Below are 18,076 nucleotides of genomic sequence, written 5' to 3' on the forward strand. Positions count from 1 at the left end.
CACGAGTAAATGCTGCAAATTCACGAGTAAAAGGCGAAAACTCACGAGTAAATGCACTAAACTCAAGAGTAAAGGATGGATTCACGAGAGTAAATGCCTCAAACTAGCGAGTAATGCCCCAAACTTCGTCATAACTTGAGTTATCTGACCTCAATAAAAATGACATTCGATTCGATGTAATGCAGTTAATGAGTAATCTTAAAAGAGGAATGAATGCATTCATTCCTCTTTTGTTTTATGCTGACCGGGTGTGAACGGAACGCCGGCGGCTTTTGTGATGATTTTTGAGATATCGGTATTTTCAATGACTCCATCAAAGGCTTCACTGCCTGGACCGGAGGCGAAAACGGGAATCATATTGGCTGTGTGTCCTCCTGTGGAACTGGCCGCCCGTATGCTTCGATCAGCTACGCCCGCCTTATGGTGCCTGGCGATGGTGCTACCGATTTCCCAATCGATTTGATGCTTTGGATAGACAAGCGTTTTATTCTTTTTTACGTTATCGATGAATTGATCGACTTCTTGATCCGTAAGGGATATATGTGCATACTTCTTGAATGTGGAAACGACACTTTCTGGATTGATTTCATTATTTTTATCGAATGTAAGCTGTTTGGACATATATTCAGATGAAACCCTGATTTTTTTCAATGCCGTGATATCCATTGTTTCAGAAGCGGAGGTCCCCATTGTTTCGTGGTCTGCAAGTACAACGATCAACGTATCATTTCGATTTTTTGACCAATCTACAACCTCTTTTACGGTTTGGTCAAATTCGATGGTTTCTTTCCATATTCCAGTGATGTCGGCTGCATGCTCCATATGGTCAATACGCGCACCTTCGGCCATCAAGAAGAATCCCTTATCACCCCGGGATAAAATATCCAATGCTTTGGATGTCATTTCGGGGAGGGATGGCTCTTGGGAATGTAATACTTCTTTATCCAGTTTAAAATTCATATAGGTAGGGTGAAATAATCCTAAAAGTTTTGCCGGATTATTAATGGAACTAAGTTCTTCTTTAGTCGTCGTAATCCCATAGCCAGCTTGTTTAAATTTGGCGATTAAATCCTCGCCATTCTGCTTATCCGCCTCGAAATAGCTGGCACCACCGCCAAGAATGACGTCAATCCTGTTATCAAAGAGCTGCCTCGCGATATTTGCGCCACCTGTCCAGCGGTTAGGCACACTTGCACCAAAGGCAGCGGGTGTGGCATCGACAACCATATTGGTTGAGATGATCCCGACTTTTTTGCCATTGTTCTGAAAGGCATCCAATACACTATCCACCTCGGAACCATTGGCATCGACACCGATTGATTCATTGTTGGTTTTTATACCAGTGGCAATCGCCGACCCTCCTGCCGCCGAGTCAGTGACGTAATTATTGGCGGAATAGGTGCGCATCAGGGCGACATGCTCCAGTTTTTCCATATGTAGTACACCTGTCTTTCCATATTCCAATTGCCGGGCAATTTCTATTGCTCCTAGCCCCATGCCGTCGCCAATCAGCAATATGACATTCTTGGGGGTGTTTCTAGTTTCTGCTTGAACAGGGGAGCTCATGCTAATAAAGAAAATTATAAGAACGAATAATCCAAAGCGATGCGGCTGTACGAGTTTATATCTGGATGTCTTATTCATCTGAAATCCTCCATTGGGTGAAAGTCTTCCTATTATTTGTTTAAATCGATAAAAAAACCCCTCCCTGATATTAAGGATGAGCTAATCTTTTTAGCATGGTTAGCGGCATCGAGTCGGTTTTTGTATAATTTGTCTTTCAAAAAAATAAAGAATTTCTATATAATTACAATATGAAGGCGATAATTTATAAACAGTAAATACATAACTGATATAATTTCACTAAAAGTCAATTGAATTAATAGGAGAGAAAACCCTATGCTATCCAGTATGAAAAAGTTCTTCAAAGAAGGTTCTAAAGACTTGAAGAGAATTTATAAGTTGGTAGAAGAAGTGAATCGGCTAGAGGGTAAATATGAAAAATACTCAGATCTGGAATTAAGCGGAATGAAGAATAGATTTAAAAGCATTTTGGATGCTGGTGATAATATTTTGGATATACAAGCCGAAGCATTTGCGGTCGTGAGGGAGGCTTCCAAGCGAGTATTGAATCTTAGGCACCATGATGTTCAGCTTGCAGGCGGTTTTGTCCTGAGTGAAGGGGGCATTGCCCAAATGAATACGGGCGAGGGGAAGACGCTTGTCTCTACATTGCCTAGTTATTTACATGCACTGTTCGGTAACGGTGTCCATATTATTACGGCCAATGAATATTTGGCCAAACGTGATAAAGAGTTAATGGGACAAATTCATGAATTTCTAGGTTTGACGGTCGGTTTGAACATTTCCCAAATGGGACCTTCCGCGAAACGTGAAGCATATGCGGCAGATATCACGTATGGGACGGCAACAGAGTTCGGTTTTGATTATTTGCGTGATAATCTGGTTTTTCGAAGGGAAGACAAGGTTCAAAGAGGACACCGATTTGCCATTGTCGATGAGGTTGACAGCATCTTGATTGATGAAGCGAGGACACCATTAATCATTGCGGGCAGGGCAAACGACGGAACCGAGCTTCACCAGATCACGTCGCAAATCATGAAGACATTTATAGAAAAGGATGATTACGAGATTTCCATCGAGTCAAGGTCCGCCTTCTTCACGGATCAAGGTGCTTCCAAGATTGAAGAGGCCTTTGGCATCGACAATCTGTATGGAATGGAGCATCAAGAGTTATTACATAATGTTACACAGGCGCTGAAAGCGCAGGCAATCATGAAATTGGATGTGGACTACATTGTCTTCGATGGAAAGATTGCAATCATCGATAAATTCACAGGCAGGGTGATGGAAGGGCGAAGCTTCAGTGACGGGCTACATCAAGCCATTGAGGCAAAGGAGGGATTGGAGATTTCCGAAGAGAATGAAACACAGGCTATGATTTCCGTCCAAAATTATTTTCGATTATATCATTCAATGTCTGGGATGACAGGGAGTGCCATGCCATCAAAGTCTGAATTCCAGGAAATATATCAGCTCCCCGTCATTGAAATTCCAACTAATGAGCCTATTATTCGAGTGGATGAGATTGATTTGCTTTATAAAGATGAAACAAGCAAAATCAACAAAATCGTCACGGAAGTAAAAAGGATCCATGATGGAGGCAGACCTATCCTGATCGGGACGACCTCCATTGAGCAATCTGAAAAAATTTCGGTTCAACTGGATAATCGAAAAATTAAACATCAAATCCTTAATGCGAAGACGGAAGAGGATGAAGCGGAGATCATTGCGAAGGCCGGGCAAAAAAAACAAGTGATGCTGGCTACGAACATGGCTGGGAGAGGAACGGATATATTACTTGGGAATGATGTCAAGGAATTGGGCGGCCTTCATATTATCGGGACGGAGCGACACGAAAGCCGTCGGATCGATATGCAGTTAAGAGGACGTTCCGGGCGGCAGGGTGATCCTGGTTCAACACAATTCATCATTTCTTTGGAAGATGATTTGTTTAATTACTATGATGAAGAAGAAATGGGACGTTATATCAAGAAAATCAAAACGGATGAAAATGGGTTGGTGCTGGGCCCTGCACCCGATAAATTCGTTAAAATGGTTCAGGAAACGGTAGAGCAGATGCATCAATCAAGCCGATATCACTTATTGAAGTTGGAACATGCATTAAATGAGCAGAGTAAAATCATCTATGCAATGAGAGATCGGATTCTTGATATGGAGCCTGAACGGATGTCGGCCATTTTACTTGACTACATCGTAAAATACATTACTCGGCTCACAGTGAAATATGACTGTGAACATATAGCGGAGCCTGACTCCTCTGCCTTAATTGAAGAGCTAACCTTTGTTTTGCTGTCGTTAGGTTGGCAGGAAAGTGATTTGAAGGATATAGAAGGCCAAATTGGAGGAAGGGTGTTGGAGGCTTTAGCTGAATGGGAATCGAGACTGGTGATCTTTCAAGACGATGCAGAATGGGGAAACCAGTTGCGCGCTTTCATGCTACAGCACATCGATACAAATTGGATGAACCATTTAGATGAAATGAACAGTTTGAAGGAAGGCATTGGTTTAAGTGAATATGGTCAGCAGGACCCATATGCGTTGTTTGAAAAAGCAGCTCTCAGTCAATTCAACCTTCTATTAAGTAAAATTGAGGCGGAGATAAGCATCCGTTTTATGGAATATATGAAAAGCAATCAGCAAGATGCAGCTTCTTTGGAGGGGGAGGAACGATGAGTTTATTTGGAAAAAGGGATAATGCAGCTTCAGATGTACCTAAGTTAGCAAATCATGATGACACCGTTCATACTGTCCTGATGTTTCACAGGGGGTGGGATATTTCCAAGCAAGAGGAATATGTATATAAATTCCACCATCAAAGGCTGCCTGCATTAAAACCGAACCAAATTTCAATATCCGGCATCAAGCTGACTAGGGTGGAAGATGATGTCATCATAGAGGCTTTTCTGCGAAGTTCAATAGAGAAAGCTGTCAGTTTTGATATCGTGGATTTACTGTTAGTTGATGGAGATGGAAAATTCCTCGCAAAAAAGACATTCGATCTTGCAGAGCTTGGTGAGCTTCCAGCACTTTCATGCATGCCATGGCGTTTCTTGTTCGAGGAAGGGGATATGTTGGCGGAATCGATTCCTGATGAAGGTTGGAAGATTGCTTTTGAATGGAAGAGAAAGTAGAAAAACAACTGCATGAGTCTAGCGGCAATCGGCAGCTTTTTGCCGGAGTGCCAAAGCAAAGCCCTCATCCTTTTAGTGATGAAGGTTTTTTGTTTATAAGGGAAGTCAGTAGCACCAAATATTTATGCCATTTTCTGTGTGCAATTTCTCATAAATGGCAACGCTAAGTAATATTTATAAGTAATCTTCCGCAATCTAGCCTAACCAAGGCTTGGAAATATTGAAGAGGAAAGTGGCAGGAGCATGAAGAATAACCGTAATCAACGCTTGAAGGAGAGGCTATTTGAGTTATTGTCATTCTTAATCGTGGCCATACTTTTCATTTATACGAATGATAGGATGGGTAACGATCTTTCTATTGGGATCATTACGATAATCATCGGTGTTGCCGGTTTTATTGTTTATCTGAAGGAATGGATATCGAATCGAATCATAAAGGGCATCATTTTTTCAGTTTTCCTTCTTTCAATCATGGTCTTTTTCCTTGGGGACATCTGGTTTTATCGTTATTATTCGACACCTATAACATCCTATATGTGGATGCAAAAAAGCAATCTGAATGGGCTAGGTGAAAGTATATTCAGTATGATGGAAATCAAGGATGCAATCTTTCTTCTGGCAGGCATTCCAATTGCTGAATCTTTTGTGAAGAAAAAATACCCCCTCAAGCATATGGCACTTGTGCCGGCCGTAATATTCCTGATGATAGCAGGATTAAAACCGGTCAAGAATATCTTTATCGACAAAGTCGATATAACCCGTCGTTATGAGGCAAATACCTTTTTGCGAAACTGGGGTCCTATCGGTCATCACGCATTGGATGCGTATGCCTATTTTAATGACTCGGGAAGGGATGAAATGTCTTCGGAAGAAAAGAAGGCCGTTTCTGATTACTTCAATAAAAAGAAAAGAAAGGAAAATGCCCATTCAGGATCCTTGGAGGGGAAGAATCTCATTATCATCCAGGTGGAATCTTTACAGGCGTTTCCGCTCTTTCAAACCAGTGCCGGGCAGGAGGTCACGCCATTCATGAATGAACTGGCGAAAGGGGGATTGTATTTCCCGCATGTATATCCGCAGACGGTATTTGGAAATTCATCTGATGGAGAGCTTATCGTGAATACCGGACTATTTCCTTTAAAGCAAGGTGCGACCTTTTTTCGGTTCCCTTATAATGATTTTCCTGGTCTTGCCAAGGAATTAAAGAAGTCGGATTATCAAAGTTTTGCTTTCCACGGAGATGAAGAAGACTTTTGGAATAGGCAGCATGCATATCCCTCGCTAGGTTTTGATGACTATCTTTCCATAGAGGATATGAAGCAGGATGAGATGATTTCGATGGGCTTGGGAGACCGCAGTTTCTTTAATCAAAGCTATGATTTCTTAAAAGATAAACAAAACCCCTATTACGCTTTTTTCGTTACTTTGACCAGCCATGTACCTTTTTCGCTGCCGAAGGAACAGATAACAATAAAGCCTGAAGTTGGAAAAGAAAATAGTTACCTGACTAAATATTTCGAAGCCATTCATTATACAGATTCAGCTATCGGGGATTTCGTTAAGAAGTTGAAGGATGACGGGAAATTGAAAGACAGCGTAATTGTCATTTACGGAGATCATGATGGGCTATTCTTAAAAGATAAACACGAGGTTGAAGCGTATTACGGTAGTAAAATTAGCGATGAAGAGTGGATCGAAAAATATATGCCCATTCCCGTGATCATTTATCAGGAGGATATGGAAGGAAGAACGATAGATAAGGTGGCGGGCCAAATCGATATTCTGCCCACTCTATATGATCTGTTCAATATAAAGAGTTCTTCATACTTTGGAGAGAGCATGCTGGATGGGGAAGAGGGTGATGCCTTGATATTAAAAGGGGATTATGGTTCTCAAATGAAAATAAATGGGGAAGGCAAGGTCGAAGGATTTTCACCAAAAGATCAAAAGGAGATTGATCTGAGTGATCAGGTGATACGTTCCGATTACTTTAAAAAAATTGAGAAAGAAGTAAAAAAAGAGGATGACCGATAAAAGTCATCCTCCTTCCATTATAATCCCAAATGTGCTTTAACACGATTTTGGGCTGCAAGCTTTGTATCTTCTGGAACGATGTTGTACCAAACGCCATCTACCCGTTGATTGTCACCTTCAAGTGTATATTGTTCAATATTTTTGAGGGATGATTTGTAGTTATTTTGAATGCTCAACATTTGATTGAAACTTAAATTGGTTTCCACATTTTTACCTAAAGCTTCGAATATATCGTCATAATTGGTAAGTGTTGATAGGCTTGCCCCTTTTTTCATGACAGCTTGGATAACTTGGCGTTGCCGCATTTGCCGTCCATAATCCCCGCGGGGATCTTCTTTACGGATTCGGGAATAGATCAAGGCCTCTTTACCATTTAAGTCGATTGTACCTTTGTTGAAGGTATATCCTTTATAGGCAAGGTCCATATCATTATCGACTTTGACACCACCAACGGCATTCACAATATCCTGAAAGCCTTCCATATTCATTTTGACGTAATAGTCAATCGGGATATCCAAATAGGATTCCACTGTATTTATCGACATGGCCACTCCGCCATATGCATAGGCATGGTTCATTTTATCATTTATACCTTTACCGACGATCTCTGTACGCGTATCTCTCGGTAAACTCAATAACTCAATCGACTCTTTTTTAGGATTAACGGTCATGACAATCATCGTATCTGATCGACCTGAGTCATTTTTTCTTTCATCCACACCAAGAATCAGTAATGAAAATGGATCTTGGCTTTTGAACTTGATGTCCTCTACACGTTTATCCGTTTTATGGGCTGTGCCCTGCATAGTGCTGATCGCACCGGCTAATGATTGATATACTGAAGCGCCATAAACACCTGCGCCAATGATAAGGATAAGAAGGGTGAAGCCGATTATTTTAAACGTTTTGCGTTTCTTTTTCTTTTTTTTATGTTCGGATCTCATTTAATATTCCTCCCTTAACCATCCCACAAAATGGAAGGTGTGAAAAAGTACCTAGTCGGTATTTTTAACTATACCTTTTTTTTGTCAAAATTAGAATAGTTTCTTTTTGTAGGTAGAGTGCATATTTACCTTTTTTCATTCAAAAAAACGAAGGATTCTGAATTCCTTCGTTTGCACAGCATTCAATTGTTTTCCCAAATTGTATAGAAGAGTTAAAGAAGTTATGATTCTTTCCATAAATTTGCCAGACTTTAAGAGAAAGTCTGGCAAGTAAATCTTATAAACTTCTATAACCGATGATTTTACTTTTGAAATAAGAGTTTGAAGTGGTACTGATCGTTACTCCCTTACTTGATGAGGCATGAATGAATTCCCCGCCGCCCAAGTAAATTCCCATATGGCTTATGACTGATTTATTGGAACCCGTTGCAAAGAAGATAAGATCGCCGCTTTTCGGTGAAGTAACTTTTTTGCCCATATCATAATAGGTGGATGATGAAAGCCTTGGAACATCATACCCAGCCTTCTTGAACGTATAGTAGATGAATCCGCTGCAATCGAATCCTGATGGGGAGGAACCCGCCCACGAATAAGGTGTGCCGATCAATTTCTTTGCTTCGGAAACGAGCTTGGCCACTTTGTTTCCTGAACTTGGGGCTTCCACTTTTCCACCATCGTTTTTATCTGCAGGGGCAGTGCTTGCCGATTTACTTAATTTCAGTTTTTGCCCCACTCTGATTAAATCGGACTTTAACGAGTTGATTGATTTAAGCTGGGCTACAGTCAAGTTTGTTTTTCTGGAAATATTGGAAAGAGTATCACCTTTTACCACAATGTATGTAGACGAATTGGCTGGGGTCTGTGTACCACTGGATGGTTTGGAGCTGCCGGGTAAATCAATGGTAGTGGTGGTGGTTGATTTGGATACGATAAGTTTGGCGCCTGCATAAATTCTATCGGATTTTAAGTTATTCATTTTCATCAATTCAGCAAGTGTAAGGTTATGCTTGTTTGCTATCCTGGTTAAGGTATCACCTGAAACAATGGTATATGTGGTTTTCTTTGTTGTTTTCATGGAAACTGAAGAAGCATTTGATGTTGTTTTGGAGTTGGGTGTAATTAATTTTTGATTGATTCTCAAGAAGTCTGATTTTAAGTTATTAAGCTGTTTTAAGTCTTTTACCGTCGTATTATGCTTCTGGGCAATTTTACTTAGGTTATCACCGCTTTTGACTGTATATGTACCGGCAAGGGCAGGAGAAACAAAAGTCGAAGATAAAATGGCTAATGTCGAAAATGCGACAACACTTTTTTTCACGGTTTTCCACCTCAAATATGTCTTTTTCCCTATTCTAACAAAATAAATGGGTTTAAACATATTACATTTTTGTTACAAGGGGAAAATAGTAGTATTTTACTGGTTTATATTGGTGGCGATTGAGTATTGTAATCTACAATATTTTCTATATTGTGAGTCTTTTTTCACATTTTGGAGTTTCGCCTTTCTCTTTGTCATTTGCTGTAAAAATGCACCTTTTTTTGGGATATGCATTCCCGCTCAGTGTTTATGGAAAAATAGAAAACCCACTTCGTTTTACGAAGTGGGTGGTTTTATTTAAAAAGGAAATCAACTAAATTCCTGCTTGATTTTCCCGTGGAGTATTCATTCCATTTTTGGTTAAAGGAAGCGATCTTCATTAATGAATGATCGGCGGTACGGATTTTCCTCAAGAGCTCTTCTGTGGTGGATACCACGGGTCCGGGCATGGAAGAAGAGTAATCCTCCCAGAATCCCCGTTCCTGCACATACTTTTCTAAGTCATATGCAAAGAATATCATGGGTCTTCCCAAAAAAGAGAATTCAAATGGAATCGATGAGTAATCGGTTATTAAAAGATCCGTACTGATCAGCAGTTGATTAACGTGAAAGTCACTATTGACAGGGAAAATGAATCCCGGGAATTTATCTTGTAAATCATGCTCTGCTTTTACAGCTGGATGCAGCTTTAGTAATAACGCATAATTTTCGCCCTTAAGTTCCTTGTAGAGCAATTCCAAATCAAGAGCAATCTTTCCGTTGTTCAAGCCGTCATTACGAAATGTAGGGGCATATAACATGATTTTCTTATGCTCAAGTTCTGGATACTTGGCCAGCAAAGCATTACGGGCAGTCCTTTTTGATTCATCATTAAAAAAGAAATCGGTCCGAGGTATCCCGGTCCTTAGGATATGGGATGCCGGCAGTTGGAAACTTTCTTGATAAATCTCGGCCATTCTCTCTGAACCTGCCGTAACATAATCGAATTTATCATATACCTCAAAAAATCTTTTCCTTGCACCGGCTGAACGGTTTTTAATGGAAGGGTCTTTTGCTCCGAATTGCTTTACGGCACCGGCCGCATGCCACACTTGCACGCATGTCACTTGCTTTTTGAATGAAATGGCTGAAAGAAAGCCAAAATAATTATCGATGATAATCCATTTTGAAGTAGCCAGATGATAAATCGATCGGATCATGGCACTGATATTTTTTGATTCAAACGGAAGGACGATGGTTTCCCCATCGTCCTTAACTTGTATAGAGCTGCTTGATTTCATTAAAAATACTTTTTGAACGGAAATGTCCTGCTTGTCCATTTCATCTGCGATATATTGGCAATTGTCCCCGAATGATGTGACAAAGGTCGTTTTGTCATATAAAGGGAAAAGTTTAAAGATAGAGAATAAAACTTTGAAACAAAAAAGATAAACCCCTATCGCGAATTCTTTAGCCATTAGTAACTTGTAGAAGGTCATCTTTAATTTGGGAAGTAGAAATGCCGATTGTCCTTGGAAGGTAGACCACTTCACAAACTTCGGATAATTCATCGAATTGGCCTTTCCAGTCATCACCCATTACAAAGATATCCACACCTTCACGAACGATGTCTTCCTTCTTTTGTTCCCAATTGTCTTCAGGTATGACTTCATCCACATAACGAATTGATTCCAGGATCATTTTTCGGTTTTCAAAGCTGTGATAAGCTTTTTTATCTTTTAAAGCATTGAATTCATCCGTAGAAATGGCAACGATCAGATAATCCCCTAAATCTTTAGCACGTTTTAATAGATTGATATGACCCCAATGAAGCAAATCAAAGGTTCCGTAAGTGATTACTTTTTTCATTTTTATTCCTCCTTTAAGACTCTTGAACTGTTATTCAATCAAATTAATATATATTTGGTCTATTAGAATATGAAATGGAACAATAAAACAGGCAACCAGCATTTTAATTCTGCTAGTTGTATTCCTATATATTTAGGCAATGGCATTCTCTAACTAATTATAACTTAATAGCTTTACAAATAAACCACAATTTTTTTACAAATAAACCACAATTTTTTACATTGATGATTCTTGTAAATATTAATTTTTAAGTTAAAATTAAATGTTGACTAATTTGTATGGCACTAAAGGGCATAATAAAGTGTCTATAATTAATGTAAGGATTTATACTAAATGATATTTAAAAATAATTTCCCTCACATTAATGAATGAAGAAAGATTTCATCATTCTTGCTGCAATCAGAAAAGCCACTCACAATTTTACCACGTTTAAGAGAGAACAACTAGAGGGGCTTAATAAATCCCTGTTTTCTAATAGTGAAAGGTAAAGGACAGAGGATGGTATCTATCGGCCATAAATCTATCGCTTAACTTTTATGGATCCATTTAATGAGGGGAAAATATAAACGGTTGACCTGTTTTGAAAGCGTTCACTTTGATAGTAAGAAGACTTCTTTGTAATTGAAAGACATGTTTTTGCTATTCCCTTTCCATTCTGGCAACATGGAAGGACATGCATATGATTTTTGCGGTTTTTTTGTTTCAATACGACAATGAATCACCTGGTTTTTTCTTTTTTGTTCATAAGAGGAATTGAAGGGAAAATACAGGAAATCTACCTGTCTGTTTAATGATATTGAGGAAAAACCAAAAAAAGTTTATGATTTTAAAGTACAATGAATGATTCATTTTTATTTAAATAAATAATTTGTTATAGGTGGTCTAAAATGATTAAAAAGCTTCTTGGAAAAGGGAAAGCAAAAAAAGCGCCTAAAATTAAGCTGAAACAAGTTCTGACCATTGCGCAAGAAGAAAATATGCTATTGATTAAAGGAGAATTCTCAATAGAACATTATTGCGCAAAAGAACTATGGCTACATTCTAGGGAAAATGAAGATCAAAAAATAAAAATAGCTGAATCAGTGAGCTCGTCTAAATTTGATTTTAAAGTAGATATGAAAGATTTAATGAGGAAATTAGCAGATGATGAACCGACTGTTTATGACTGTTATATAAAGGTAGCCGTTCCGATTGAAAAGCTGAGTAAGAAAACAATACTTAATATCGAACATAAAGCTGAATATGTAGAAGAGAACGAACAGGTTCATATTGAATTTCCAATTCGTCTAGGGCGTTTTCAGGAGACGTACACGAACAATTTAAGTATTTTCACCTATGAAGATAAACAAAGTATATTCTCGATAACGAATAAAGGAAATATATCTCTTTACATCAATAAAACCCCTAAAATTCAGATTAAGTCTCAAATTGAAAAAATCAAAAACAATTCGAAGACCATGCAGGTTAATGGTCAAATCTTCACCAAGCATTCCGCGATCATAAAAGGTGAGGGCCTAGTTAGAGGAAGACAAAGTGGCAAAGAATATCAGGCCAATCTATCTTTTATTCATAATAAGGAAATGAATATTAAGAAATTTGGACTGAATCGTTATATATATGATTTGAAATTGGATTTAGAACAATTAGTCAGTGTGGATTTGGAAGATGATGTCTATGATATTTACATGAAATTACATTTACATGATCAGGAAGAGCCGAAAATGGTACGCGTCGGAAGACCAACCACGAGAACTAAATTATTTACAAAAAAGACCGATGTGAGCTCGAATAATGGAGTGGCCATCATCAATCCATATTATACCTTTAAAGCATCCAATTTATCTTTGGAAGTGTTTAACTTCTCTACGGAAAGTTATCGATATTTAAAAAAGATGATGGGATGGAGGCGTTTCCTGGCCCTATTTAAAAAGAAAAAGGATGTTTGGCTAATTGGTGAAAGAACTTATAAAGCCCAAGATACCGGATACCACTTTTTTAAATATATGAGGGAAAACCACCCTGAAAAAGAAGTGTATTATGTAATAGAAGAAAATTCCGTGGAAGCCAAGAACGTCGAGCCCTTTGGAAATATCCTTTATTTCAAGTCAAAGGACCATATAAAAAAGACAATGGAATCGACACGTATCATTTCATCACATCATCCGGATTATTTATATCCTTTAAGAACATCTGAATTTAAAAATCGTGTTAAGGGAGTTAAAGTATTTCTTCAACATGGTGTAATGGGCACTAAGAACATGGTTGCAAACTACGGCAAAAATGCATCCTCCGGTTTTAGTACGGATGTTTTTCTAGTTAGTTCAGACTTCGAAAAGGATATGATCGTAACGGATTTTGGATACAACGAGAAGGAAGTATTCACGACCGGACTTTCTAGGTTCGACTCACTATTTAAGGATGATGTTTTAACAAAGCGGCAATTACTGATCATTCCGACATGGCGAGATTGGATTACATCCGATGAAATATTTTTGGAAAGCGAGTATTTCGAAAGGTATCAGAACTTGGTGAATCACCCGGTTTTACATGAGTTATCTAAAAATAATGGGTTTGAAATCATTTTTTGCCTTCACCCTAATATGCAGAAATTCACGTCTTATTTTAAAGATGCCCCTGTTCGGGTGATTAGTCAGGGTGAAGTGGATGTCCAAAGGTTAATTAAGGAAAGTGCGATTATGATCACGGACTATTCAAGTGTTGCTTTCGACTTTAGTTTCCTGCATAAACCGGTTATTTACTATCAATTTGATAGAGATCGTTTCATAGGGAAAAGACCGTCACATTTGGATTTGGATAACGATCTTCCGGGTGAAATCGTTGATGAATTGGATGGATTGTTAGGTGTATTAGCCGAATACGCCAACACTGATTTTGTCATGAAGAAAAAGTATATCGATAAGGCCAACCGTTTTATTAAATATCGGGATGTCCATTCTAATTCAAGGATATTCGAAGTGATTAAACATGCAGAAAAAGATCAGAATTCACTTATTAAATTATATAACCACCCGATATCAAAACTCATTATGAATCGATTTAGGAAAAGTGAACAGTATTTCCCTGTCATGAAAAAAGTTTATAAAATCATGTCCAGGGTCATACCGGTTGACCGGAACCTTATTCTTTTTGAAAGTGGGATAGGGAAGCAATTCTCCGATAGCCCCAAATATATTTATGAAGAACTGGTCAAAAGGGATAATAAATATAAAAAAGTTTGGGTGTATAATGGTAATTTACCGATAAAAGGAAAGAATACGAAGCTGATCAAACGCCTAAGCCCGGAATATTATTATTATTTAGCCAAAGCAGGTTATTGGATAAATAATCAAAACTTCCCTACTTATTTAAGCAAAAGGAAGGAAACGACATATATTCAGACTTGGCATGGAACCCCTTTGAAAAAAATGCTGTTTGATATCGATAATATTCAAGGAAGAGACGAGGGGTACTTGAATCGGGTGCATGGTGCAACGAGAACTTGGGATTATTTAATATCACCAAGTCCATACGCATCCAAAGCCTTCAGAAGTGCTTTCAAATATGAAGGGGAAATATTGGAAACGGGATATCCGAGAAATGATTTGTTTTACAAGGAAGATGCTTCAATGGTTGCCGACTCAGTGATGGAAAAACTGAAGATACCAAAAGGAAAAAAAGTCATCTTATATGCTCCTACATTCCGGGATAATCAAACTTCGAAAAATAATAAATTCATTTTCGAGCTGAAATTTGATTTGGAAAGAATGAAGGAAGAACTAGGGGATGAATATATCCTGTTGTTAAGGATGCATGTTGTTATAAGTAATAATCTGAGCATTCCGAGCGAATTCGAGGATTTCGTGATAAATGTATCCAATTATTCAGATATCCAGGAACTTTACCTGATTTCTGATATATTGATTACGGATTATTCTTCCGTAATGTTCGATTTTGCTAATACTGCCCGGCCGATTTTGTACTACACGTATGACTTGGAAGATTACAGAGATAACATCCGCGGATTCTATATGGACTTTGAAAAGGAAGCACCAGGTCCATTTTTAAAAACGACTGAGGAGATTATCGATACTATTACCAATATTGATGAAATAAACATGCAATACAAAGAGAGATATGGTTTATTTAGAGAGAAGTATTGTGGAATAGAGGATGGTAAAGCTACACAGAGAATCGTGGATAAATTTTTTAATGATTGATTCCTTAAATAAAGGGTATTGTTGCTTTTAAGTAACTGGTAACTGGCTGCCTGATAGAAACATCTATGTTACCTCTACTTAAAAGGAGGGAATCGTATGAATTTCTTGGTACGTCAAAAGGCGAGGGAACTTTTAAAGAGCGGTAATATTTCAATAAAAAATAACCCTGTTGGCTTAAGGAATAAATTTTTAGGAAAAGAAAAAAGGGTCACTGTAGTCACGGCTGCTTATAATGCTGAAAAATTCATCAGAAAAACGATTGAATCAGTAATAAATCAGACAATGGGTATAGATCAGATTGAATATATCATTATTGACGATTGTTCGACTGATGCTACCAATAAAATCATTCAGGAGTATACAGCTAAATATAAAAATATCTGTTCAGTTACTCTTCAAGAAAATAATGGGTCACCTGGGACCCCCAGAAACATTGGAATAGAGTTGGGAACATCCAAATATATAACTTTTTTAGACGCGGATGACTGGCTTGCCCATGATGGACTGGAAAGCCTCTATAACATCCTGGAGGAAACCGGTGATGATTATGTAGTGGGCAAAACGGTAAAAGTCGAATCTGAGGCAGAGAGTGTCATCGGTGAGTTTGCTTCCATTAAAGAAAGAAGAAGCATCACCCCAATGGATGTTCCGCACTTTTTTTATCATATGGGTCCAACGGCCAGGATGATGAATCTGCCTATGATTAAAGAAAATGAAATTGGTTTTCCGAATATGAAATTCGGTGAAGATAAATGGTTCTTTACTGATGTTTTCTTTAAAGTCAGAGCAGTATCAACTACTAAAAAGCCTATTTATTATGTCAATAGGACTTCAGAAAATCCCTCTTCTTTAACACGTGTTACGAATGTGCTGGAAAAAAGAAAAGCGGATATCGACATAATAAAGTATATTCAATCCAAGGACATTGCCATCGAATTGAAAAAGGTGGCCCTTAACCGGATTTATGAGTACGATATTGTAAAAACGTTCGACAGCCAAACTTTTGTGAAATCCAAGAATAAAGAAGATTTTATAGAAATATTAAGGGAAGCTGTCGAAACTGCGAAAAACCTGTCATATGACTTTAAGGATGAATTTAAGGTGCCTGTTTATAAATTGGCTCTTGAATTATTCATGGGCGATCGCATTGAGGATTTCGTGAAGTTATTTGAATGGTTAAAGCGAGATTCAAATAAAAAGTATCATATTAAAGATGGTTTACCATATTATGAACTTCCATTTCTGGAAGACGAATATCGCTTTGTCAGGATACCGATGCTTGCCCGTGCATTGGATTCCTTTATCATGGATAATGTCTATCACCAAAGTTTTGAGATTTATGGTGATGATATAAACAACATAGATTCTGTATTGATACGTGATCGAAAAAGAATGGACAATGAAATCAATTGCGAAGTTCAAATAGACGGTAATATAGGTCAGTTTACTGTTTCTTTAGAAGAAATTGATAAATTGGAAATGTCATTATTTACAGTGTTCATTCGCTACAATGATTATCAATTGATGAATATTAAAAGGATCCTGAAAAATAAGATGACGTATAATAAGAAAAATGTGGAGTTTTATACAACAGTGGCAAATAATTTGGGACTGGCAATTAAGTCTTTGGAGTAGCTGTAGAAGTACGCCAAAAATAAGCTCTCCCTTTTATTGGGTGAGCTTATTTTTGGTTTGAAATTAGCATGGTTCAATGATCATTAATCAATAAAAAGGGAGATCGGATATGTCAAATGAAAAAGTACAAACCTCAAAGAGACCTTCCTTTCTATCGCTAGTTAAAAATAAGGCTAAAGCAATTATTTTAAGAGGATATAAAATGGCTTTTGCATTTGCTGGCACAGTGTTGCCAGTGGACCAGAAGCTTGTCATTTTTGAGAGCTTTTTGGGCAAGCAGTATAGCTGTAATCCCCGGGCGATTTATGAATACTTGCAGAGTAACCATCCTGAATATAAAATGTATTGGAGCGTAGATAAAAAGTATGCAGCTCTTTTCGAAGAGGCAGGCATTCCATATCTCGATCGTTTTTCATTCAGTTGGCTGCTCAAAATGACAAGGGCCCGTTATTGGGTGACGAACAGCAGGCTCCCGCTTTGGATTCCGAAGCCGAAGCACACGATCTATTTGCAAACGTGGCATGGTACTCCACTAAAGAAACTTGCGGCGGATATGAATGAAGTTCATATGCCTGGAACGACGACGGATAAATATAAAGAAAATTTCCATGCCGAATCAAGTAAATGGGATTATTTAATTTCACCGAATGCTTATTCAAGTGAAATCTTTGCCCGGGCCTTCAATGTCGATACCTCTAAAATTCTGGAAACAGGTTATCCTCGTAATGATATCCTTTACAACGGGAATAATCGTGATACAATCGACTCATTGAAACAGAAGTTGGGTATACCAATAGAGAAAAAGATCGTTTTATATGCCCCGACTTGGAGAGATGATGAGTTTTATAGCAAGGGAAAATATAAGTTCGAAATAAAACTGGATCTGGATCGAATGAAACGGGAATTGGGGGAGGAGTATGTCATTTTGCTCCGTCTTCATTATTTGGTTTCTGAGAACTTGGATTTATCGGCGTATCAAGGATTCGCCTATGATTTATCCAGTTACGAAGATATTAGTCATTTGTATCTTATTTCGGATTTATTAATAACCGATTATTCATCCGTATTCTTTGATTACGCAAATTTACAGCGTCCGATGCTTTTCTATGTATATGATATTGAAAATTACAGGGATAAGCTTCGCGGATTTTACTTTGATTTCGAAAAGAATGCACCAGGTTTGTTAGTCAAAACATCTGATGCGGTCATTGATAGTATCAAGACGATGAAATATGAAAATACCAATGATATCAATCATTTTCACGAGCGGTTTTGTGCACTCGAGGATGGCCAGGCTTCACGCCGTGTCGTAGAAAAAGTGTTTTTAGGAAGGTCTGTGTAATT

The 18,076-nt window shown here is 38.1% G+C and carries 11 protein-coding genes and 1 pseudogene; 7 read left to right on the forward strand and 5 right to left on the reverse strand.

Annotated features, from left to right (window positions below):
• Window positions 1-219: 219 nt before the first annotated feature.
• Complete coding sequence (locus tag ADA55_RS23020) at window positions 220-1,644, reverse strand: alkaline phosphatase (protein WP_082162898.1); 1,425 nt, start codon at window positions 1,642-1,644, stop codon at window positions 220-222.
• Between the two features lie 255 nt (window positions 1,645-1,899).
• Between ADA55_RS23020 and secA the strand changes: the two genes are divergently transcribed.
• From secA to ADA55_RS23035, 4 genes are all read left to right on the forward strand, one after another.
• On the forward strand, window positions 1,900-4,278 hold the full coding sequence (secA, locus tag ADA55_RS23025) for a preprotein translocase subunit SecA (RefSeq protein ID WP_048687826.1): 2,379 nt from the start codon (window positions 1,900-1,902) through the stop codon (window positions 4,276-4,278).
• Window positions 4,275-4,736 carry an SLAP domain-containing protein gene (locus ADA55_RS23030; protein ID WP_048687877.1) on the forward strand — a complete coding sequence of 154 codons (462 nt, stop codon included), beginning with the start codon at window positions 4,275-4,277 and terminating at the stop codon, window positions 4,734-4,736. The genes secA and ADA55_RS23030 overlap by 4 nt, the downstream gene beginning before the upstream one ends.
• Complete coding sequence (locus ADA55_RS29685) at window positions 4,721-4,903, forward strand: hypothetical protein (protein ID WP_142398479.1); 183 nt, start codon at window positions 4,721-4,723, stop codon at window positions 4,901-4,903. The genes ADA55_RS23030 and ADA55_RS29685 overlap by 16 nt, the downstream gene beginning before the upstream one ends.
• 76 nt (window positions 4,904-4,979) lie before the next feature.
• Entirely contained in the window at window positions 4,980-6,770 is a 1,791-nt protein-coding gene (locus tag ADA55_RS23035; protein WP_048687827.1) for an LTA synthase family protein, read from the forward strand.
• A 17-nt stretch (window positions 6,771-6,787) separates the two neighbouring features.
• Here ADA55_RS23035 and ADA55_RS23040 read toward each other — a convergent pair whose 3' ends face one another.
• The 4 genes from ADA55_RS23040 to tagD all read right to left on the reverse strand — a co-directional run bounded on the left by ADA55_RS23040 (window position 6,788) and on the right by tagD (window position 10,880).
• A complete protein-coding gene (locus ADA55_RS23040) occupies window positions 6,788-7,714 on the reverse strand; it encodes an LCP family protein (RefSeq protein WP_048687829.1) in 927 nt (308 codons plus the stop codon).
• A gap of 277 nt (window positions 7,715-7,991) precedes the next feature.
• A complete protein-coding gene (locus ADA55_RS23045; protein ID WP_048687831.1) occupies window positions 7,992-9,032 on the reverse strand; it encodes a LysM peptidoglycan-binding domain-containing protein in 1,041 nt (346 codons plus the stop codon).
• Between the two features lie 293 nt (window positions 9,033-9,325).
• Complete coding sequence (locus ADA55_RS23050) at window positions 9,326-10,489, reverse strand: CDP-glycerol glycerophosphotransferase family protein (protein ID WP_048687833.1); 1,164 nt, start codon at window positions 10,487-10,489, stop codon at window positions 9,326-9,328.
• A complete protein-coding gene (tagD, locus tag ADA55_RS23055; RefSeq protein ID WP_034315711.1) occupies window positions 10,482-10,880 on the reverse strand; it encodes a glycerol-3-phosphate cytidylyltransferase in 399 nt (132 codons plus the stop codon). The genes ADA55_RS23050 and tagD overlap by 8 nt, the downstream gene beginning before the upstream one ends.
• Before the next feature lie 887 nt (window positions 10,881-11,767).
• Between tagD and ADA55_RS23060 the strand changes: the two genes are divergently transcribed.
• From ADA55_RS23060 to ADA55_RS23070, 3 genes and pseudogenes are all read left to right on the forward strand, one after another.
• Window positions 11,768-15,097 (forward strand): CDP-glycerol glycerophosphotransferase family protein, encoded by a 3,330-nt coding sequence (locus tag ADA55_RS23060; protein WP_048687835.1) that lies wholly within the window; start codon window positions 11,768-11,770, stop codon window positions 15,095-15,097.
• A 96-nt stretch (window positions 15,098-15,193) separates the two neighbouring features.
• Window positions 15,194-16,732 (forward strand): glycosyltransferase family 2 protein, encoded by a 1,539-nt coding sequence (locus ADA55_RS23065; RefSeq protein ID WP_048687836.1) that lies wholly within the window; start codon window positions 15,194-15,196, stop codon window positions 16,730-16,732.
• Window positions 16,733-16,868: 136 nt separating this feature from the next.
• Window positions 16,869-18,074: pseudogene (locus ADA55_RS23070) on the forward strand (CDP-glycerol glycerophosphotransferase family protein); the annotation flags it as partial.
• Window positions 18,075-18,076 lie beyond the last annotated feature (2 nt).

The organism is Bacillus sp. 220_BSPC (assembly GCF_001054655.1).
Lineage (GTDB): Bacteria > Bacillota > Bacilli > Bacillales > DSM-1321 > Peribacillus > Peribacillus frigoritolerans.